Origin of the sequence: Paraburkholderia tagetis (genome assembly GCF_022213065.1) — a bacterium.
Classification (GTDB): domain Bacteria; phylum Pseudomonadota; class Gammaproteobacteria; order Burkholderiales; family Burkholderiaceae; genus Paraburkholderia; species Paraburkholderia tagetis.
Window position 1 is genome coordinate 86,364 of sequence record NZ_JAKLJA010000010.1, and the last position, 19,247, is coordinate 105,610.

A 19,247-nucleotide genomic window follows, 5' to 3' on the forward strand; every position below is an offset into this window, starting at 1 on the left:
CGAGGCGGGCGCTCCCGCAAGAGAGCCGCATGCGCGACGCGCGCGGCCCGGGAGCGGTTCATCCGAGCGCATCGCCCATCCGTTTTGATCGAATTTTGGGGACGTTATGAAATTCGCGTTCGTTTTTCCCGGACAAGGCTCGCAGGCCGTCGGCATGCTCGACGTCTTTGCCGATAACGCCATCGTGCGCGAGACGCTGCAAGAAGCGTCCGACGCGCTCAACCAGGACCTCGGCAAGCTGATCGCCGAAGGCCCGGCCGACGAGCTCAATCTCACCACCAACACGCAGCCGGTCATGCTCACCGCCGCCTACGCCGTCTATCGCGCGTGGCAAGCGGCGGGTGGCCCGGCGCCGGCGATCGTCGCGGGCCATAGCCTTGGCGAATACACGGCGCTCGTGGCTGCAGGCGTGCTCGCGTTCCGCGACGCCGTGCCGCTCGTGCGCTTTCGCGCCCAGGCGATGCAAAGCGCGGTGCCGGTGGGCGAGGGCGGCATGGCCGCCGTGCTCGGCCTCGACGACGACACCGTGCGCGCCGTCTGCACCGAAGCGGCTGCAGCTAGCGGCGGCGTGGTCGAAGCGGTGAACTTCAACGCGCCGGCGCAGGTCGTGATCGCGGGCCACAAGAACGCAGTCGAAAAAGCCTGCGAGATCGCCAAGGCGAAGGGCGCCAAGCGCGCGCTGCCGCTGCCGGTTTCGGCGCCGTTCCATTCGTCGCTGCTCAAGCCCGCTTCGGACCAGCTGCGCGAATACCTTGCGAACGTCACGCTCAACGCGCCGCAGATCCCGGTCGCGAACAACGTCGACGTGGTCTTCGAGACCGATCCCGCGAAGATCCGCGACGCGCTCGTGCGCCAGGCCGCGGGCGCGGTGCGCTGGGTCGAGTGCGTGAAGGCAATCGCCGCGCAGGGCGCGACGCATGTGATCGAGTGCGGTCCGGGCAAGGTGCTCGCGGGCCTCACCAAGCGTATCGACGGCAACCTGGTCGGCGCCTCCGTGGCCGATCCGAAGTCGCTCGAAGAGGCGCTCGCGCTCGTCAAAGCCTAAGCCGCAGCATCGGAAAGCATCAAACGCAACGGATTCGAACGATGGAAAAGACTCTCGACAATCAGGCCGCGATCGTGACCGGCGCTTCGCGCGGCATCGGCCGGGCAATCGCGCTCGAACTGGCGCGCAAGGGCGCGACGGTGATCGGCACGGCAACGAGTGAAGCCGGCGCACAAGCCATTACTGCGGCTTTCGAAGCAGCGGGCGTAAAGGGCCGCGGCGCGGTGCTGAACGTCAACGACGCGGCTGCGGCCGAGGCGCTCATCGACGCGACGGTCAAGGAGTTCGGCGGCCTCGCGATTCTCGTCAACAATGCGGGCATCACGCAGGACAACCTGGCGATGCGCATGAAGGACGACGAGTGGGACGCGGTGATCGACACCAATCTGAAGTCGGTGTTCCGCCTCTCGCGCGCCGTGCTGCGCCCGATGATGAAGGCGCGCACCGGCCGCATCATCAACATTACGTCGGTGGTCGGCTCGTCGGGCAACCCGGGCCAGGCCAACTACGCGGCGGCCAAGGCCGGCGTCGCGGGCATGACGCGCGCGCTCGCGCGCGAGATCGGCAGTCGCGGCATCACCGTGAACTGCGTGGCGCCGGGGTTCATCGACACCGACATGACCAAGGATCTGCCCGCCGAGCAACAGGCCGCGCTCCAGCAGCAGATTCCGCTGGGCCGTCTGGGCAGTCCGGAAGACATCGCGCATGCGGTCGTTTTTCTCGCATCGCCGCAAGCGGGCTATATCACGGGCACTACATTGCACGTAAATGGCGGGATGTATATGTCTTAACCGGATTCAGGTACTATCCGCGCCTTGATGCGTCTTTGCGAATATCGCCCAAGCGCATGTGCGAATAGCCGTTCCGGAACCGCGAGCGCCGCTTTTCTGCCAGGTCAAACCTGATAAAATGCGCGCACTCGCATTTATGAGCTAACTTTTTTCCCTTGGAGGGGTAATGGACAACATCGAACAGCGCGTCAAGAAGATCGTCGCCGAACAACTGGGCGTCGCCGAAGCTGAAATCAAGAACGAAGCTTCGTTCGTGAACGATCTGGGCGCAGACTCGCTCGACACCGTGGAACTGGTGATGGCCCTCGAAGACGAATTCGGCATGGAAATCCCGGACGAGGAAGCCGAGAAGATCACGACGGTTCAGCAAGCGATCGACTACGCTCGCGCGAACGTCAAGGCCTAAGCGCCATATTCCTGCCCGGGCCGGCGCGCGCACGCAAGTTGCGCGCTAGCGGCCCGCGAGGACGCTTGCCCGTGAAACCGCGAAAACCCGCCGCACCTGCCGCGGGACATCTGCCGGTCAACTAGCCACAGGGCTCACAGGAGCATTTCCTGTGGCCTCTGTGGCTTTTGTTTTGTCATCTATGGAAAAGGGGTTACCGTGAGCCGCCGTCGAGTTGTCGTTACAGGCCTGGGGCTGATTTCGCCTGTTGGCAATAATGTTGCCGACGGGTGGGCCAATCTGGTCGCCGGAAAGTCAGGCATTGCCAACATCACGAAGTTCGACGCTACGAACTTCTCGACCCGCTTTGCTGGCGAAGTGAAGGGTTTCAACGTCGAAGATTACATGCCGGCGAAAGAAGCGCGTCACATGGATACGTTCATCCATTACGGCATTGCCGCGGGCATCCAGGCGATGCAGGACAGCGGCTTCGAGGTCACCGAAGAGAATTCCGAGCGCGTGGGTGTCGTGGTGGGTTCGGGCATTGGCGGCCTGCCGATGATCGAAGTCACGCAAACGGAACTGCTCAACCGCGGTCCGCGCCGTATTTCGCCGTTCTTCGTGCCGGCCTCGATCATCAACATGATCTCTGGCCACCTGTCGATCAAGTACGGCCTCAAAGGCCCGAACCTCGCCATGGTCACGGCCTGCACGACCGGCCTGCACTGCATTGGCGAAGCCTCGCGTCTCATCGAGTACGGCGACGTCGACGTGATGATCGCGGGCGGGGCGGAATCGACCGTTTCGCCGCTCGGCATCGGCGGCTTCGCGGCGGCGCGCGCGCTCTCGCAGCGCAACGACGATCCGGCAACGGCAAGCCGTCCGTGGGACAAGGACCGCGACGGCTTCGTGCTGGGCGAGGGCGCGGGCGTGATGGTCCTCGAAGAGTACGAGCACGCGAAGAAGCGTGGCGCGAAGATCTACGCGGAAGTCAGCGGCTACGGCATGAGCGGCGATGCGTATCACATGACCGCACCGCTCGAAGACGGCGACGGCGCGCGCCGCTGCATGCAGTACGCGATGCGCAACGCAGGCGTGAACCCGAACGAAGTGGATTGGGTCAGCGCGCACGGCACCTCGACGCCGCTCGGCGACATCGCGGAAACCACCGCGATCAAGCGCGCGTTCGGCGACCACGCGAAGGACATCGTCGTCAACTCCACCAAGTCGATGACCGGCCACTTGCTGGGCGGCGCGGGCGGCCTGGAGTCGGTGTTCACGGTGCTCGCCGTGCACAACCAGGTGTCGCCGCCGACGATCAACATCTTCAACCAGGATCCGGCATGCGACCTGGACTACTGCGCGAACACCGCGCGGGACATGAAGATCGACGTCGCGCTGAAGAACTCGTTCGGCTTCGGCGGCACGAATGGCACGCTCGTTTTCAAGCGTCACGCTTGAATCGCATCTGAGCGACATGTGAGCCAGATGTGATCGCCACGAGCGACACAGCGGCCGCGCCGGCGCAGTTGCAGCAGTTGCCACAGTTGCCGCAGTTGCATTTGCCGCCGGCCGGCCGCGACTCTCTTCAAGATGCGCGGCGCATCCGTGCGCCGCGCATTGTCTTGCGCCCGTCCCGGACACTGCACGTAGCACTGCTCGCCGGCGTGCTGATCGCCACCGCAGCGTTTTTCACGACACTCGCGCCCTAGCTTGGCACGTGGCGCGCTGTGCCGCCCACGCTCGCGCTGGGCGCCGCTGGGCTGCTTGCTTTCCAGGCGTGGCGCCGTGCGCAGCCCGCTTTCATCGAAATCGGGACCGATCGCTTCGCCGCCATTGCGCGCACCGGAGCGTATCTCATCGACGGGCGCCTGCTCGGTGCTTCGCAGTGGGGCGCGGCACTCCTCGCGCTCGCGGTGGAACAGGGCGGGTGCCGCAAGACGCTGCTCGTGGCCGCCGACTCCCTCGATACCGAGACCTTCCGCATTCTCGCGGTCAGCGCGCGCAGCGCATCCGGCCGCGTATCCGGCAGTTAAGCACCGTTGCACCCGCGTGGCCGCTCGGTGTTTCGCGGCTTCGCGTACCCGCATTTGTCCGCATTGCCAGCATTGTCTTTCGCCGCACCGTCCCCAACTAATTTTGTCCTGCGCCTGCCAGAGCGCGGTAACGACTGTAACGGCTGTTACGCGCGTAACGTAGCACCGTGGCGGTAACGCTACAATGGTGCCCCCGCGTCCACTTCCATGAGCTAACGGATTTTTCAGGTGAGCGAAAAAGAAATTGACCAGGTGCTGGTCGAGCGCGTGCAAAAAGGCGACAAGGCCGCGTTCGAACTGCTGGTCTCCAAGTACCATCGCAAGATCATCCGCCTGATCTCGCGCCTCGTGCGGGACCCCGCGGAGGTCGAGGACGTGGCCCAGGACGCCTTTATCAAGGCCTATCGGGCACTGCCGCAGTTCCGTGGCGAATCCGCTTTCTATACGTGGTTGTACCGAATTGCCGTCAACACGGCGAAGAACTACCTTGCAACCCAGGGAAGACGCGCACCCACCTCTACCGAAGCGGATGCAGAAGAAGCGGAAACTTTCTCGGACGCCGATCAACTAAGGGATATCAACACGCCAGAGTCGATGTTGATGAGCAAGCAGATCGCAGAGACGGTCAATGCTGCAATGGCGGTTTTACCGGAAGAGCTGCGTACCGCCATTACTCTTCGGGAAATTGAGGGTTTGAGCTACGAGGAAATCGCCGAGATGATGGGTTGCCCGATCGGCACCGTCAGATCGAGAATTTTCCGCGCTCGCGAAGCCATTGCGGCAAAATTGCGTCCGCTGCTGGACACACCGGAAGGCAAGCGCTGGTAACAAGCCAGCTTTGCGCCGGGCACGGACGCAGTTCACCTGGATGTGGGTGTGTGTCACTACGTGGCTCTGTAAGGAAATGGGGAGCATCATGGGGTCGGTTTCGATGCAATCGGTGTCAAGCTCGCGCGGCGAGCAACTGTCCGCCTTCGTCGACGGCGAAACGGCCGGCGATGAACAGCATCTGAACGCTATTTTTTCCGGGCTCGATCAAGACGGCCGCACGGCCTGGTCGAGCTATCACCTGATCGGCGACGTGCTGCGCTCCGACGACCTGGCGATGAGCCCGGCCGCGAGCCAGTCGTTCATGGCGGGTTTCGCCGCGCGCTTCGAGGCGGAACCGCACGTGCTGGCGCCGGCTGCTTTGCCCGCTGCCGCTGTTTCTAATAGCCAGTCCGCCACGCATAGTGGCCGCGTTGCGCGCATTCTTGCGCTGCGCCGCCGCGTCGTGCCGTCGCTGGCCGTGGCCGCCGCTGCCGCCACGCTCACGTGGATCGTCATGCCGCAGATGCGCGGCGTCGGCACGGCCGGCGCGCCGCAGATCGCTTCGGTGCAATCCGCCGGCGACCATGTCCAGCGCGTGGCCATGAATACGGTGCCGGTGCAGTCGGCCGCCGTGCAGGACGGCAACATCATTCGCGACGCGCGTCTGGACGAATATCTCGAAGCGCATCAGCAGTTCGCACAGCAACCGGTCATGACGGATTCGATGCCGTTCATCCGGTCTGCCGCCCTTACCACGCAAGGCCAATAAAGTCTGATGCAGATAGCGCGGTTGAATAAAACTACATTCTGGGGGCGGCTGCCGGCATTCCTGTGCTGTGCGGCCGTAACGTTCACCGCTCTGTCTGCCGCCACGCACGCATACGCGCAAGGCGCGTCGGCCACCGATCCGGCCGCGCGCCAGAGCGCCGTGCAGTGGCTCGACCGCATCCAGCAGTCCGCGCAGCAGCTGAACTACACGGGCACCTTTGTCTATCAGCGTGGCGCGTTCGTGCAGTCCTCTCGCATCGCGCATTACGCCACGAAGGGCGACGGCGAGTACGAGCAGCTCGAAAGCCTCGACGGCAAGCCGCGCAAGATGCTGCGTCACAACGACGATCTCTACACGTTCGTGCCCGAACGCAAGCTGTGCGTCGTCGAAAAACGCCAGAACAAGGAAGCCTTCCCGGCGCTGCTCGCCACGAGCGGCGAGCAGGTGCTCGCCGTCTACGATCCGAAGGTGCTCGGCAGCGACCGCGTGGCCGGCATCGACAGCCAGGTGATCGAGCTCGATCCCAAGGACGCTTATCGCTTCGCCTACAAACTGTGGGTCGATGCGAAAACGGGCCTGCTGCTGCGCACGCAGACGCTCGACCCGTCGAATGGCCAGGTGCTCCAGCAGCTCTCGTTCACGCAGGTGAGCATCGGCGTGCCGGCGGACAAGGCGCCGATCGCGGCCGGTATGCGCAATACCTCGGGCTGGACGGTCGTGCGTCCGCCGCTGCAAACGGTCGACATGGAGGCCCAGGGCTGGACCTTCGCGCAGACCGTACCGGGTTTTCGCAAGATCCGCGAAGTGCGCCGTCCGATGGCCGCGCGCGATGCCAACGATCCGCCCATTCCCGTCGATCAGGCCGTGTTCTCCGACGGGCTTTCGGCCGTCTCCGTTTTTGTCGAGCCGGTCGAGCACAACAGCCGCAAGGAAGGCTCGGGTAGCAGCGGCGCGACCCACGTGCTCGTGAAGCGCAACGGGAATTACTGGATCACGTTGCTCGGCGAAGTGCCCCAGACCACGTTGCAGCAATTCGCGTCTGCCATAGAATACAAGGCTCCCAAGTAACTGCTACGGCCGATTTCGATATGACGATCCTCCCGCTGCGCAAATTCTTCGCGGCTGCGGTGGTGGCGGCGTGCCTGCCGTTCGCCCCGCACACGGCATCGGCGGCGCCCGCTGCCAATCTGCCGGACTTCACCGATCTCGTGGACAAGGTGGGGCCCTCCGTCGTCAACATCCGCACGACCACGCGCGTGACGCTCTCGCAGCGCGGGCTGCCGCCGGGGATGGACAACGGCGACATGTCGGAATTCTTCCGCCGTTTCTTCGGCATTCCTTTGCCGCAGGGGCCGCAGGGCGGTCAGTCGCCGCGCGGCGGTCAAGGCGGCGGGCAGGGCGGAGGACAGGACTCCGGGCCGGACGGTGGCAGCGACACCGAGCAAAACAGCGGCGTCGGCTCGGGCTTCATCATGACGGGCGACGGCTACGTGATGACCAACGCGCATGTCGTCGACGACGCGGACAGCATCTACGTGACGCTCACTGACAAGCGCGAGTTCAAGGCGAAGCTGATCGGCGTGGACGACCGCACCGACGTGGCGGTCGTGAAGATTCAGGCCAACAATCTGCCGGCTATCACGATTGGCGATTCGAACAAGGTGCGCGTGGGCGAGTGGGTCGTGGCGATCGGCTCGCCGTTCGGGCTCGAGAACACCGTCACCGCGGGCATCGTGAGCGCGAAGGGCCGCGACACGGGCGACTATCTGCCGTTCATCCAGACCGACGTGGCCGTGAATCCCGGCAACTCGGGCGGTCCGCTCATAAACATGCAGGGCGAGGTGATCGGCATCAACTCGCAGATCTATAGCCGCACCGGCGGTTTCATGGGCATTTCGTTCGCGATTCCGATCGACGAGGCGATGCGTGTGGCCGATCAGCTCAAGGCGACGGGCAAGGTCACGCGCGGCCGGATTGCCGTAGCCATCGGCGAGGTGACCAAGGACGTGGCCGATTCGCTCGGTCTGCCGAAGGCGCAGGGCGCGCTGGTGTCGAGCGTCGAGCCGGGCGGCCCGGCCGACAAGGCGGGTATCCAGCCTGGCGACATCATCCAGAAGTTCAACGGCCAGACGGTCGATGCGGCCACCGACCTGCCGCGCATGGTGGGCGACACCAAGCCGGGCACCAAGTCGACCGTCACGATCTGGCGCAAGGGCTCGACGCGCGAGCTGCCGATCACCGTGGCCGAAATGCAGTCGGACAAGAGCGCGAAGGCTGATCAGCGCAAGGCGCCGGAACCGAAGCCGCGCGCGTCGAATGCGCTGGGCCTCGCGGTGACCGACCTTTCCGCCGAGCAACTGAGCCAGCTCAAGATCAAGGGTGGCGTGATGGTGGACGCGGTGGACGGCCCGGCCGCGCGCGCCGGCTTGCAGAAGGGCGACATCATCCTGCGCGTGGGCGATACGGATGTCACGAGCGCGAAACAGTTCCTGGAGGTTACGTCGCGCCTCGATTCGCAGAAGATGGTGGCGATTCTCGTGCGTCGCGGCGACAACACACAGTTCGTGCCGCTGCGCCCGCGTAATCCGGGGCAGAAGTAAGCACGATGAGCGCGCCTGTGCGGACGTCGAATGTCGCCGAGCCCCGCGCGGGCGTGCATCTCGTGCTTTATGGCCGCGCGTGGTGTCATCTGTGCGAGGACATGCGCGTGGCGCTGGAGCCGTTGGCTGCGGCGGCGGGGGCGCACATCGAGACGATCGATGTCGATTCCGACCCCGCGCTGCAGGCGCGCTATGACGAACTCGTGCCGGTGCTGGTATGCGACGGCGTCGAACTGTGCCATTACCGGCTCGACGAGGCACGCGTGCGCGCCGCGCTGCGCTTGGGCGCCACCGCGTCGTGACACACCGGGCGCCGCTGAGTTTTGACACATCCGCGGGCGCCGTTGCGCCATGACACAACCGTGACTTACCGCCCGGTTCGCCGGCCGCCCCCCTTTTCGGCTAAAATAGATCGTTTTTTCATCTGTTTACGAGGCGTGTCCAGCTTTCGTTGGGACGCGCCTTTTTCGCTTGATCGGCCCTGAATGGATCATATTCGTAACTTCTCGATCATTGCGCACATCGACCATGGCAAGTCGACGCTCGCCGATCGCATCATCCAACTGTGCGGCGGCTTGTCCGATCGCGAAATGGAATCGCAGGTGCTCGACTCGATGGATCTCGAGCGCGAGCGCGGCATCACGATCAAGGCGCAGACCGCCGCACTCTCGTACAAGGCACGTGACGGCAAGGTCTACAACCTGAATCTCATCGACACGCCGGGACACGTCGACTTCTCGTACGAAGTGAGCCGCTCGCTCTCTGCGTGCGAGGGCGCGCTGCTCGTCGTGGACGCGAGCCAGGGTGTCGAGGCGCAGACGGTCGCCAACTGCTACACCGCGATCGAGCTCGGCGTCGAAGTCGTGCCGGTGCTCAACAAGATCGACCTGCCCGCCGCGAACCCCGAAAACGCCATCGAGGAAATCGAAGACGTGATCGGCATCGACGCCACCGACGCCACGCGCTGCAGCGCGAAGACCGGCATGGGCGTGGACGACGTGCTCGAATCGCTCATCGCCAAGGTGCCGCCGCCCAAGGGCGACCCGGAAGCGCCGCTGCAGGCGCTCATCATCGACTCGTGGTTCGACAACTACGTGGGCGTGGTGATGCTCGTGCGCATCGTCAACGGCACGCTGCGTCCGAAGGACAAGATCAAGCTCATGGCCACCGGCGCGCAGTATCCGGTCGAGCACGTGGGCGTGTTCTCGCCGAAGTCGCGCAACCTCGAGCAGCTCTCGGCGGGGCAGGTGGGCTTCATCATCGCGGGCATCAAGGAACTCGCCGCGACCAAGGTGGGCGACACCGTCACGCATGCGACCAAGCCGGCCACGGAACCGCTGCCGGGCTTCAAGGAAGTGAAGCCGCAGGTGTTCGCGGGTCTCTATCCGGTCGAGGCGAACCAGTACGACGCGCTGCGCGAGTCGCTCGAAAAGCTGAAGCTCAACGACGCCTCGCTGCAGTACGAGCCGGAAGTCTCGCAGGCGCTGGGCTTCGGCTTTCGCTGCGGCTTCCTCGGTCTCTTGCACATGGAGATCGTGCAGGAGCGTCTCGAGCGCGAGTTCGACATGGACCTCATCACCACGGCGCCCACCGTGGTGTACGAAGTCGTGCAGGCGGACGGCACCCTGATCAAGGTCGAGAATCCGGCGAAGATGCCGGAGCCCTCAAAGATCGGCGAGATTCGCGAGCCTATCGTGACCGTAAACCTGTACATGCCGCAAGACTATGTGGGTTCGGTGATCACGCTCTGTACGCAAAAGCGCGGCAACCAGATCAACATGCAGTACCACGGCCGCCAGGTGCAGCTCACCTACGAAATTCCGATGGCCGAAATCGTGCTCGACTTCTTCGATCGCCTGAAGTCGGTGTCGCGCGGCTACGCGTCCATGGACTACGAGTTCAAGGAGTACCGCACCTCGGACGTCGTGAAGGTCGACATGCTGATCAACGGCGACAAGGTCGATGCGCTGTCCATCATCGTGCACCGCTCGCAGTCGCAATATCGCGGCCGCGAAGTGGCGGCGAAGATGCGCGAGATCATCCCGCGCCAGATGTACGACGTGGCCATTCAGGCGGCCATCGGCGCGCACATCATCGCGCGCGAGAATATCAAGGCGCTGCGCAAGAACGTGCTGGCCAAGTGCTACGGCGGCGACATTTCGCGTAAGAAGAAGCTTCTCGAAAAGCAGAAGGAAGGCAAGAAGCGGATGAAGCAGGTCGGCTCCGTCGAAATTCCGCAAGAGGCATTCCTCGCGATTCTCCGGGTCGAAGACAAATAAGTTGGGCAGATAAGCAGAACAACGGCAGAACAACGGACCTTTCCATGAATTTTGCGCTGATTCTTTTTGTGCTCGTCGTTTTGACGGGTATCGCGTGGGTTGCAGACAAGCTGGTTTTCATGCCGCGCCGGCGCCTCGCCGCCGATGTGGCCGTCGCCGAATTCGACCGGCAGCAGGCGCGGGTGGGCGAGCGCTTTGCCGACGAGAACGCGCCGGTGACGCGTCAGAACCTGCGCAACGAAAAGCTGCGCCAGCCGTGGTGGCTGGAGTACACGGCGAGCTTCTTCCCGGTCATCCTGATCGTGTTTCTGGTGCGCTCGTTCGTCGTGGAGCCGTTCAAGATTCCGTCGGGCTCGATGGTGCCCACGCTCCTCGTGGGCGACTTTATCCTCGTGAACAAGTTCGACTACGGTCTGCGTCTGCCGATCACGAACACGAAGGTCACCCAGGGCCGGCCGCTCGAGCGTGGTGATGTGGTGGTGTTCCGCTATCCGAAAGACGAGTCGGTCGACTACATCAAGCGTGTGATCGGCCTGCCGGGCGACGTGATCGCGTATCAGGACAAGCAACTCACGATCAATGGCAAGCCGGTGCCCGAAACGCCGCAAACCGATTACTTCGACGAAGAGCGCATTGGCTACGCGAAGCAGTTCACGGAAGATCTCAACGGCCGCAAGAACAATATCCTCAACAATCCCGCTGTGCCGCCGTTCATTGTGGGCGCCGAAGATTATCCGTATCGCGACAACTGCCAGTACAACGCGCGCGGCGTGATCTGCAAGGTGCCGCCGGGCCATTACTTCATGATGGGCGATAACCGCGACAACAGTGCGGACAGCCGCTATTGGGGCTTCGTGCCCGATGCCAACGTCGTTGGCCGTGCGTTTTTCATCTGGATGAACTTCAGCAGCCTGAAGCGTATCGGTTCGTTCGAGTAATGTGTGTTCGGTGTGCGCTCGATTCCCGCAGCGCATCTTCGGACGCTACTTGAAGAACCACCGGTAAGGTCGCTTCATCACGGTTTTTCGCCCGCCGCCCCGCGTTTTCGCCGGGGGCGGCGGGCGCGTTATACTCTCCCCATGCCCCTATCTCCGTTGGAAAGCCGTTTGCGCTACGAATTTCGCAATGCGGAATTATTGCGCCAGGCTTTGACCCACCGCAGTCACAGTGCCACGCATAACGAACGCCTCGAATTCCTCGGTGATTCGGTTCTGAATTGCGCGGTGGCGGCCCTATTGTTCCAACGTTTTAGCAAACTGGACGAAGGCGACCTCTCGCGCGTGCGGGCGAATCTGGTCAAGCAACAGTCGCTTTACGAGATTGCTCAGGCCCTCAATATTGCCGATGGCTTGCGGCTGGGCGAAGGCGAGCTGCGCAGCGGCGGCTTCCGTCGTCCCTCGATCCTCGCGGACGCACTCGAAGCCATCTTTGGCGCGATTTTCCTGGACGGCGGCTTCGACGCAGCGCAGACCGTCATCAAGCGCCTCTACGTCCCGATCCTCGATCACATCGACCCGCGTACGCTCGGCAAGGATTCCAAGACGCTGCTGCAGGAGTACCTGCAGGGTCATAAGATCGCATTGCCAACCTATACCGTCGTCGCGACGCATGGTGCGGCGCACAATCAGCAGTTCGAAGTCGAATGCACGGTGCCCAAGCTCGACGTCAAGGTGTCGGGTTCGGGGGCGAGCCGCCGCGCGGCCGAGCAGGCTGCCGCGAAGAAGGCGCTCGACGAAGTGATGGCCGCGGCGCCCGCGCTGGTTGCCAAGCCGCGCCGGTCGAAGGGCGCGCGAGCCCCAAAAGCCGAACCTGAGGTCGTGCCCGGCGTGACGGGCGTGCAGGGCGCGCTCGATTTGCGTGCGCCGGAGCGTCGTGCGCGCGGCGAGCGTCCGGCTGCTAGCGTGACGGGTGCCCTTGCGGCAAGCGAGGAGTCGTACGAGCGCACGGCCGCCGCGGCTGCCGCGCCGCTCGCGGTGATCCGCGCGTCGCACGTTCAAGAGCGCGGTGTGGAGAAGGGGGGCGAAAAAGCCTCGGAAAAGCCCATCGAAAAGGTCGAGCGCTCCGTGGCGGAGAAATCCGCCGAAAAGCCCGCCGATAAATTCGATGCCGTGCCGTCTGCCGGTTCGATCGCGCCGCGCTCGGCGCGCGGCCGCGATGCACAGAACGGTGCGGCCGGCTCAGGCACGACCAGCGCAGGCGACGATCCGTCGCCGGGCACGCTGTCCAGCGCATCGTCCGGCGCCACCGCGGGCGCCAGCATCGAATCAGGCGCAGCGGTCCCCGTGCGCGCCGCCGATGCCGGCCACTGATTCAACCCATATGCGCGCCGTTTTGAACGGGCGCGCGCTCTGTTCCCGCTTTTGCTCCATTACTCCGGTCCGATCATGAACGCACCTACTTCCACTCCTGCCGGTTTTCGCTGCGGCATGGTCGCGATCGTCGGCCGTCCGAACGTTGGCAAGTCCACGCTGATGAACGCGCTCGTCGGCCAGAAAATCAGCATCACGTCGCGCAAGGCGCAAACCACGCGTCATCGCATCACCGGTATCAACACGGTCGATGACGCGCAGTACATCTTCGTCGATACGCCTGGTTTCCAGACGCGCCACGGCACCGCGCTCAACCGCTCGCTCAACCGCGCCGTCACCTCGACGCTCAGTTCCGTCGATGCGGTGCTGTTCGTGATCGAAGCTGGCAAGTTCGGCCCCGACGACCAGAGGGTGCTCGACCTGATTCCGCCGAACGCGCCCACGATCCTGATCGCCAACAAGATCGACCGCGTGAGCGACAAGGCCACGCTCTATCCGTTCATCCAGGGCGTGCAGAAGCTGCGCGAATTCCGCGAGATCGTTCCGCTCTCGGCCAAGAATTCCGATGACATCAAGCACCTGCTCGAAACGCTCAAGCCGTATCTGCCCGAAGGCGAGCCGATCTACGGCGAAGACGACCTGACCGATCGCAGCGAGCGCTTTCTTGCTGCAGAAATCCTGCGCGAAAAAGTGTTCCGCTGGACCGGCGACGAACTGCCGTACACGAGCACCGTGCTCATCGACAAGTTCGAGCAGGAAGGGCGCTTGCGCCGCATCTTCGCGACGATCCTCGTCGAGCGCGACACGCAGAAGGCCATGGTGATCGGCCAGAAGGGCAGCAAGCTCAAGCAGATCAGCACCGAGGCGCGCCTCGACATGGAAAAGCTGTTTGACGGTCCGGTCTATCTCGAGACCTTCGTGAAGGTGAAGAGCGGCTGGGCCGACAACGAGGCCGGCCTGCGCGCTTACGGTTACGAGTGACCCGTTATGCGTGCCAGGAGCGGGTGTGCCAGGAGCGGGTGCCACGATGAGTGACGGCGCAGCCGGAACCCTGAACGACGACTGGCCCGCTCCCGACGCGGGCATGAACGCCGACGACACCGGCTTCGAGTCGCCCGCTGGCGGCCGCGCACGCGCTACGCGCACGCCTGCGCGTGGCAGACGCAAACCATCATCCGCCTCGCACGGCGACATGACCGAAGGCGCTGATGCCACGCTCGAGCGTGGCGCCTCGTCGTCCGCCTCGCGCAAGACCAGCGCACGCTCGACGTTACCGCGCGTGCCGCGCAGCGCGACGCCCGACTACCGCGTCGCCGAGCAGCCCGCGTTCGTGCTGCACAGCTATCCCTGGCGCGAAACCAGCCTCATCATCGACGTGCTCACGCGCGATCACGGCCGCGTCGCGCTCGTCGCGAAGGGCGCCAAGCGCCCGCACTCGGCGCTGCGCGGCGTGCTGCAGACGTTCCAGCCGCTCACGCTCTCGTGGACCGGCAAGGGCGAAGTGCGCACGCTCACCGGAGCCGAATGGGTGGGCGGCATGTTGCCGCTCGCCGGAGACGCGCTCTTGTGCGGCTTCTACGTGAACGAGCTGCTCGTGAAATTCTGCGCGCGCGAAGATCCGCATCCTCCGCTGTTTCGCCACTACGTCGTGACGATGACGCGCCTCGCGCACGACGAGCCGCCCGTGCAGGTCTTGCGCTCGTTCGAGCGTGTGCTGCTGCGCGAAACCGGCTATGCGCTCTCGCTCAACCGCACTGTGAACCGCAAGGCCGTGGTGGCCGAAGGGCGCTATGTGTTCGATCCCGAGCGCGGCGTGCGCGAAGCCTCCGACGAATGGCCTGCACAATGGCCCGTGCTTTCTGGCCAGACGTTGCTCGACATGGAAGAGGACGATTACCATCGACCCCAGACCGTCGCGCAGAGCAAGGCGCTGATGCGTTTCCTGTTGCACACTTACCTTGGCGGCACGCCGCTCGCGACGCGCCAGATCCTGATCGACCTGCAGAATCTATGAGCTTCTTTCTCACTTCGCCCACCGTGATCGACCTCGGCATCAATATCGATCACGTCGCCACGCTGCGCAATGCGCGCGGCACGGCCTATCCCGATCCGATCCGCGCGGCGTTGCTTGCCGAAGAGGCGGGCGCCGATGCGATCACGCTGCATCTGCGCGAGGATCGACGTCATATCGTCGACGCCGACGTGCGCAAGCTGCGTCCGCTGCTCAAGACGCGCATGAATCTCGAATGCGCGGTCACGGCCGAGATGCTCGACATCGCGTGCGAGATCAAGCCGCACGACGTCTGCCTCGTGCCGGAAAAGCGCGCGGAGCTGACGACCGAAGGTGGCCTTGACGTGGCGGGGCAGTTCGACGCCGTGGCCGCCGCCTGCCGGCAGCTTGCCGACGCGGGCATCCGCGTGTCGCTCTTCATCGACCCGGACGAGACGCAGATTCGCGCGGCGCACGAGACCGGCGCGCCCGTGATCGAACTGCATACGGGCCGCTATGCCGAAGCGCACGAGGCCGCCGAACAGCAGCACGAGTTCGAGCGCGTGGTGCTGGGCGTGAATTGCGGCGTCGGCCTTGGGCTGAAGGTGAACGCGGGCCACGGGCTGCACTATACGAACGTGCAGCAGATCGCGGCCATCGACGGGATTCACGAGCTCAACATCGGCCACGCGATCGTCGCGCATGCGATCTTCGCGGGCTGGGAGAACGCGGTGCGCGAGATGAAGGCGATCATGGTTGCGGCGCGTCTTGCCGCGACGCGCGCGTGATCTGCCGCGTGATCCGCATCTGATTGGATTGCCCCACACATCAACCAACATCGGCCTTCGTGGCGACGAGGAACGCATGGCGATCTACGGTATCGGTACCGACATCATCCAGGTGAGCCGCGTCGCGGCCGTCATGGAGCGCACCGGCGGACGCTTTGCGCAGCGCGTGCTCGGCCCCGACGAACTCGTGGTTTATGAAGCGCGCAAGGCGCGCTCGGAGAAGCGCGGGCTCGCGTATCTGTGCACGCGCTTTTCCGCGAAGGAAGCGTTCTCGAAGGCCATCGGCCTCGGCATCCATATGCCGATGACCTGGCGCGCGCTCCAGACGCTCAACGCGCCCGGCGGCAAGCCGTACCTGGTGGCCTCCGGCGAGCTCGCGCAATGGCTCGAGGCACGCGGCATCACCACGCAGGTGTCGATCACCGACGAACAGGACTATGCGGTCTCGTTCGTGATCGCTGAAACCGCCTAGTCTGTACGCCGATTTCAATCCCATCGCGCGGCAGATGCCGCGCGGTCGCTGTTACGTAAGAACTGTTACGTAAAATCAACGCCCATTCAACGCCAGATCGATCGATGAAAAGAATTCCCGGACCGGTCATGCTCGACGTGGTCGGCACGACGCTCAACGACGACGACGTCCGTCGCCTCGCGCATCCCTCAACCGGCGGCGTGATCCTGTTCGCGCGCCACTACGAGAATCGCGCGCAGCTCGTCGCGCTCACGGACGCCATTCGCGCGGTGCGCGACGACCTGCTGATCGCTGTCGACCATGAGGGTGGCCGGGTGCAGCGCTTTCGCACCGATGGCTTCACGGTGCTGCCCGCGATGGGACGCATCGGCGCGCTGTGGGACAAGGACGTGCTGCTCGCGACCAAGCTGGCGACATCGGTCGGCTATATCCTCGCGAGCGAGCTGCGCGCATGCGGCATCGACTTGAGCTTCACGCCCGTGCTCGATCTGGGCTATGGCCAGTCGAAGGTGGTGGGCGACCGCGCGTTCCATCGCGACCCGCGCGTCGTCACGCTGCTCGCCAAGAGCCTGAACCACGGTCTCGCGCTCGCGGGCATGGCGAACTGCGGCAAGCATTTCCCGGGTCACGGTTTTGCGACCGCCGATTCGCACGTCGCGGTGCCGGTGGACGAGCGCCCGCTCGAATCGATACTCGGCGAGGATGCGCAGCCTTATGACTGGCTCGGCCTTTCGCTCGCGGCGGCCATGCCGGGTCACGTGATCTATCCGAAGGTCGACTCGAAGCCGGCCGGCTTTTCGCGCATCTGGGTGCAGGAGATTTTGCGCGAGCGCCTGCGCTTCACGGGCGCGATCTTCAGCGACGACCTCTCGATGGAGGCTGCGCGGCAGGGCGGCACGCTGACCGAGGGCGCCCGCGCGGCGCTCGAAGCGGGCTGCGACATGGTGCTGATCTGCAACCAGCCACATGAGGCGGAGAAGGTGCTCGACGCGCTGCGCGCCGCCGAACCCACGCGCGCCGCGCAGGCGTCGGCGCGGCGTATCAGGCGGCTGCGTCCGCGCGGCAAGGCGCTGCACTGGGAGAAGCTCGTGGCCGATCCCGCGTATCTTTCCGCCCAGGCGTTATTGCGTACCGTGTTGCCCTGAGCGTTGGTCGCACAGCGCGCGTTACGTTACGTTTCGCGCGCACACGACCCAAAAAGCCGAAACGGCGGCCCTTCGAATTCGAAGGGCCGCCGTTTTTTCATGCGCAAGAAACGTGACCAAAATCAGGTGACCAAAATCAGGTGACGAACGTAGGGTGTCAGACGTCAGTTCAGCCGCATGCGCTGGAGCTTGTTATAGAGCGTCTTCGGGCTGATGCCAAGGAGCGATGCCGCGCGGTGGCGCGTGCCGCCCACGGCATCGAGTGTGGCGCGGATCAGCATTTCCTCGACGTCGGCGAGCGGGGTGCCCACCGTGACCTGCACGCGGCCGCCGTTGACTTCGCGCGGCGAGACGCCGTTGGCTTCCTCTGCCTGCAAGGTTTCGACGATGTCGCCGGACGCGTGCCACGCGCGCTCCACGCGTTCCTGCAACTCGCGCACGTTGCCGGGCCAGTCGTAGGCGAGGCACTCGCGCAGGAACGTGGGCGCGACAAGCCGCGTCGTGCCGGTGAGGCCGCGCGCATGGGCTTCGAGATTGAGTTCGTCGACGCGCGCCGCGGCGAGCAGCGCCGCGTCGTCTTCGCGCTCGCGCAGCGGCGGCAACTGGACCGAGGCGGCATCGAGGCGCGTCCACAGATCTTCGTGCAGCATGCCTTGGCGGACCGCGTCGCGCGGCACCACGCGCGTAGCCGCGATGAGACGGAAATCGGTGCCTACTTCGCTATTGCCGCCCACGCGCATGAAGGTTTGCGAATCGAGCGCGCGCAGGAGCGCTTCCTGTTGGGCGCGCGGTAACTCGGTGAGCTCGTCGATGAAGAGCGTGCCGCCGCTCGCCTGATCGACGAGGCCAGGCTCGCGCTGCTCCGCGCCATTGAACGCCCCGCGTTCGTGGCCGAACAGGAGGCTTGCGAGCGGCCGCCCGCCGGCGGCTTCGGCTGCGAGCGTGCGCACGTCGCAGACGACGAACGGCCCCTTGCGGCGGCGGCTCAACTGATGCAGCGTGCGCGCCGTGACTTCCTTGCCGGTGCCGGCCTCTCCGTGCACGAGGATCGCCGACTCAGTGGGCGCGAGCTGTTCGAGTGCGTCATAGACATGCTGGATCGCGCTGCTGCGGCCCACCATCGGGCCGAAGCGGCCGAGTTCGCGCAGCGTCGAGCGCAGCGTGCGGACTTCTTCGGTCAGCTCGTATGGGCGCGGAATGCGCGCGAGCAGGCTGCGCAGGCGCGGAATGTTGACGGGCTTGAGCAGATAGTCCCAGATGCCGTGGCGCAGACCCTCGATGGCGCTTTCGACGGTCGCATTGCCGGTCATCACGATCACGGGCAACGCGCCGCCGGGCGGCTGCGCGGGCAGATGGGGCAGCAGATCCAGACCGCCGCCGTCGGGCAGGTTCAGGTCGACGAGCACGACGTCGGGGATAAAGCGCGCGAGTGCGGCGCGCGCGTCGGCGAGCGTGGCGGCCGTATCGACGGAAAAGCCGTCGGCGGCCAGGATGGCCGAAAGGCCGGACAGGCTATTGGGATCGTCTTCGACAATCAGGGCGTGTGGCATGGTGGGGGCGGCTTACGGATGAGCGCAGGTACGCCGCGCGGCAGGCGCGCTCGCATGCACGGCGCCCTGCTGGCAGCAAGGAGGGCAGACAGCAAGGCAACGAGCGGGCACGACGTCGCGGCGCGCCGCGGCGCGGCACGATACGGAAGATTTCACCGAGATCACCGAAATGTCTCGAAGCAGGTTGTTCAGCTCCGGTCCTCCCAGATTAGCGGCTGGCGCACGGCGGTTTGTCGGGCTGCGCCGACCGCGAGGCGGTGCGCCCGTGCGGGCAGGGT

General features: G+C 64.8%; 20 protein-coding genes. 19 read left to right on the plus strand and 1 reads right to left on the minus strand.

Features of this window, described 5'->3' with window-relative positions; genetic code table 11:
- The first annotated feature begins 106 nt into the window (after positions 1-106).
- From fabD to nagZ, 19 genes are all read left to right on the plus strand, one after another.
- Positions 107-1,045 carry an ACP S-malonyltransferase gene (gene fabD, locus L5014_RS14725; RefSeq protein ID WP_238464472.1) on the plus strand — a complete coding sequence of 313 codons (939 nt, stop codon included), beginning with the start codon at positions 107-109 and terminating at the stop codon, positions 1,043-1,045.
- Between the two features lie 41 nt (positions 1,046-1,086).
- On the plus strand, positions 1,087-1,836 hold the full coding sequence (gene fabG, locus L5014_RS14730) for a 3-oxoacyl-ACP reductase FabG (protein WP_238464473.1): 750 nt from the start codon (positions 1,087-1,089) through the stop codon (positions 1,834-1,836).
- 166 nt (positions 1,837-2,002) lie between these two features.
- Positions 2,003-2,242, plus strand: a complete 240-nt coding sequence (gene acpP / locus L5014_RS14735) for an acyl carrier protein (protein WP_004197638.1) — start codon at positions 2,003-2,005, stop codon at positions 2,240-2,242.
- Positions 2,243-2,440: 198 nt separating this feature from the next.
- Positions 2,441-3,682 (plus strand): beta-ketoacyl-ACP synthase II, encoded by a 1,242-nt coding sequence (fabF, locus tag L5014_RS14740; protein ID WP_238464474.1) that lies wholly within the window; start codon positions 2,441-2,443, stop codon positions 3,680-3,682.
- A 29-nt stretch (positions 3,683-3,711) separates the two neighbouring features.
- Positions 3,712-3,933 (plus strand): hypothetical protein, encoded by a 222-nt coding sequence (locus L5014_RS14745; protein WP_238464475.1) that lies wholly within the window; start codon positions 3,712-3,714, stop codon positions 3,931-3,933.
- Between the two features lie 18 nt (positions 3,934-3,951).
- The gene (locus tag L5014_RS14750; protein ID WP_238464476.1) at positions 3,952-4,257 is read left to right on the plus strand and encodes a hypothetical protein; all 306 of its coding nucleotides are present in this window, start codon (positions 3,952-3,954) and stop codon (positions 4,255-4,257) included.
- Positions 4,258-4,485: 228 nt separating this feature from the next.
- On the plus strand, positions 4,486-5,085 hold the full coding sequence (rpoE, locus tag L5014_RS14755) for an RNA polymerase sigma factor RpoE (RefSeq protein ID WP_028215987.1): 600 nt from the start codon (positions 4,486-4,488) through the stop codon (positions 5,083-5,085).
- Positions 5,086-5,173: 88 nt separating this feature from the next.
- Complete coding sequence (locus L5014_RS14760) at positions 5,174-5,836, plus strand: sigma-E factor negative regulatory protein (RefSeq protein ID WP_238464477.1); 663 nt, start codon at positions 5,174-5,176, stop codon at positions 5,834-5,836.
- A gap of 6 nt (positions 5,837-5,842) precedes the next feature.
- The gene (locus L5014_RS14765) at positions 5,843-6,904 is read left to right on the plus strand and encodes a MucB/RseB C-terminal domain-containing protein (RefSeq protein WP_238464478.1); all 1,062 of its coding nucleotides are present in this window, start codon (positions 5,843-5,845) and stop codon (positions 6,902-6,904) included.
- Positions 6,905-6,924: 20 nt separating this feature from the next.
- Complete coding sequence (locus tag L5014_RS14770; protein WP_238464479.1) at positions 6,925-8,436, plus strand: DegQ family serine endoprotease; 1,512 nt, start codon at positions 6,925-6,927, stop codon at positions 8,434-8,436.
- A 5-nt stretch (positions 8,437-8,441) separates the two neighbouring features.
- Entirely contained in the window at positions 8,442-8,738 is a 297-nt protein-coding gene (locus L5014_RS14775) for a glutaredoxin family protein (protein ID WP_238464480.1), read from the plus strand.
- A gap of 183 nt (positions 8,739-8,921) precedes the next feature.
- Positions 8,922-10,715 carry a translation elongation factor 4 gene (gene lepA, locus L5014_RS14780; RefSeq protein ID WP_238464481.1) on the plus strand — a complete coding sequence of 598 codons (1,794 nt, stop codon included), beginning with the start codon at positions 8,922-8,924 and terminating at the stop codon, positions 10,713-10,715.
- Between the two features lie 44 nt (positions 10,716-10,759).
- Positions 10,760-11,653 (plus strand): signal peptidase I, encoded by an 894-nt coding sequence (gene lepB / locus L5014_RS14785; RefSeq protein WP_238464482.1) that lies wholly within the window; start codon positions 10,760-10,762, stop codon positions 11,651-11,653.
- A 141-nt stretch (positions 11,654-11,794) separates the two neighbouring features.
- On the plus strand, positions 11,795-13,024 hold the full coding sequence (gene rnc, locus L5014_RS14790; RefSeq protein WP_238464483.1) for a ribonuclease III: 1,230 nt from the start codon (positions 11,795-11,797) through the stop codon (positions 13,022-13,024).
- 75 nt (positions 13,025-13,099) lie between these two features.
- Positions 13,100-14,005 carry a GTPase Era gene (gene era / locus L5014_RS14795; protein WP_238464484.1) on the plus strand — a complete coding sequence of 302 codons (906 nt, stop codon included), beginning with the start codon at positions 13,100-13,102 and terminating at the stop codon, positions 14,003-14,005.
- A 46-nt stretch (positions 14,006-14,051) separates the two neighbouring features.
- A complete protein-coding gene (gene recO / locus L5014_RS14800) occupies positions 14,052-15,038 on the plus strand; it encodes a DNA repair protein RecO (RefSeq protein ID WP_238464485.1) in 987 nt (328 codons plus the stop codon).
- Positions 15,035-15,802 (plus strand): pyridoxine 5'-phosphate synthase, encoded by a 768-nt coding sequence (gene pdxJ / locus L5014_RS14805; protein ID WP_238464486.1) that lies wholly within the window; start codon positions 15,035-15,037, stop codon positions 15,800-15,802. Before recO ends, pdxJ begins: the two co-directional genes overlap by 4 nt.
- Before the next feature lie 76 nt (positions 15,803-15,878).
- Positions 15,879-16,274: a holo-ACP synthase gene (acpS, locus tag L5014_RS14810; protein WP_238464487.1), complete on the plus strand. Its 396-nt coding sequence runs from the start codon at positions 15,879-15,881 to the stop codon at positions 16,272-16,274.
- 104 nt (positions 16,275-16,378) lie between these two features.
- On the plus strand, positions 16,379-17,419 hold the full coding sequence (gene nagZ, locus L5014_RS14815) for a beta-N-acetylhexosaminidase (protein ID WP_238464488.1): 1,041 nt from the start codon (positions 16,379-16,381) through the stop codon (positions 17,417-17,419).
- Positions 17,420-17,583: 164 nt separating this feature from the next.
- On the opposite strand, the gene L5014_RS14820 is transcribed toward nagZ, so the two are convergent.
- Entirely contained in the window at positions 17,584-18,969 is a 1,386-nt protein-coding gene (locus L5014_RS14820) for a sigma-54-dependent transcriptional regulator (RefSeq protein WP_238464489.1), read from the minus strand.
- Positions 18,970-19,247: the final 278 nt, after the last annotated feature.

Bases quoted from the DNA above. Each gene is read 5' to 3' on its own strand.
- fabD (WP_238464472.1), top strand. From the start codon at position 107: ATGAAATTCGCGTTCGTTTTTCCCGGACAAGGCTCGCAGGCCGTCGGC.
- fabG (WP_238464473.1), top strand. From the start codon at position 1,087: ATGGAAAAGACTCTCGACAATCAGGCCGCGATCGTGACCGGCGCTTCG.
- acpP (WP_004197638.1), top strand. From the start codon at position 2,003: ATGGACAACATCGAACAGCGCGTCAAGAAGATCGTCGCCGAACAACTG.
- L5014_RS14760 (WP_238464477.1), top strand. From the start codon at position 5,174: ATGGGGTCGGTTTCGATGCAATCGGTGTCAAGCTCGCGCGGCGAGCAA.
- L5014_RS14765 (WP_238464478.1), top strand. From the start codon at position 5,843: ATGCAGATAGCGCGGTTGAATAAAACTACATTCTGGGGGCGGCTGCCG.
- L5014_RS14770 (WP_238464479.1), top strand. From the start codon at position 6,925: ATGACGATCCTCCCGCTGCGCAAATTCTTCGCGGCTGCGGTGGTGGCG.
- L5014_RS14775 (WP_238464480.1), top strand. From the start codon at position 8,442: ATGAGCGCGCCTGTGCGGACGTCGAATGTCGCCGAGCCCCGCGCGGGC.
- lepA (WP_238464481.1), top strand. From the start codon at position 8,922: ATGGATCATATTCGTAACTTCTCGATCATTGCGCACATCGACCATGGC.
- lepB (WP_238464482.1), top strand. From the start codon at position 10,760: ATGAATTTTGCGCTGATTCTTTTTGTGCTCGTCGTTTTGACGGGTATC.
- rnc (WP_238464483.1), top strand. From the start codon at position 11,795: ATGCCCCTATCTCCGTTGGAAAGCCGTTTGCGCTACGAATTTCGCAAT.
- era (WP_238464484.1), top strand. From the start codon at position 13,100: ATGAACGCACCTACTTCCACTCCTGCCGGTTTTCGCTGCGGCATGGTC.
- recO (WP_238464485.1), top strand. From the start codon at position 14,052: ATGAGTGACGGCGCAGCCGGAACCCTGAACGACGACTGGCCCGCTCCC.
- pdxJ (WP_238464486.1), top strand. From the start codon at position 15,035: ATGAGCTTCTTTCTCACTTCGCCCACCGTGATCGACCTCGGCATCAAT.
- acpS (WP_238464487.1), top strand. From the start codon at position 15,879: ATGGCGATCTACGGTATCGGTACCGACATCATCCAGGTGAGCCGCGTC.
- nagZ (WP_238464488.1), top strand. From the start codon at position 16,379: ATGAAAAGAATTCCCGGACCGGTCATGCTCGACGTGGTCGGCACGACG.
- L5014_RS14820 (WP_238464489.1), bottom strand. From the start codon at position 18,969: ATGCCACACGCCCTGATTGTCGAAGACGATCCCAATAGCCTGTCCGGC.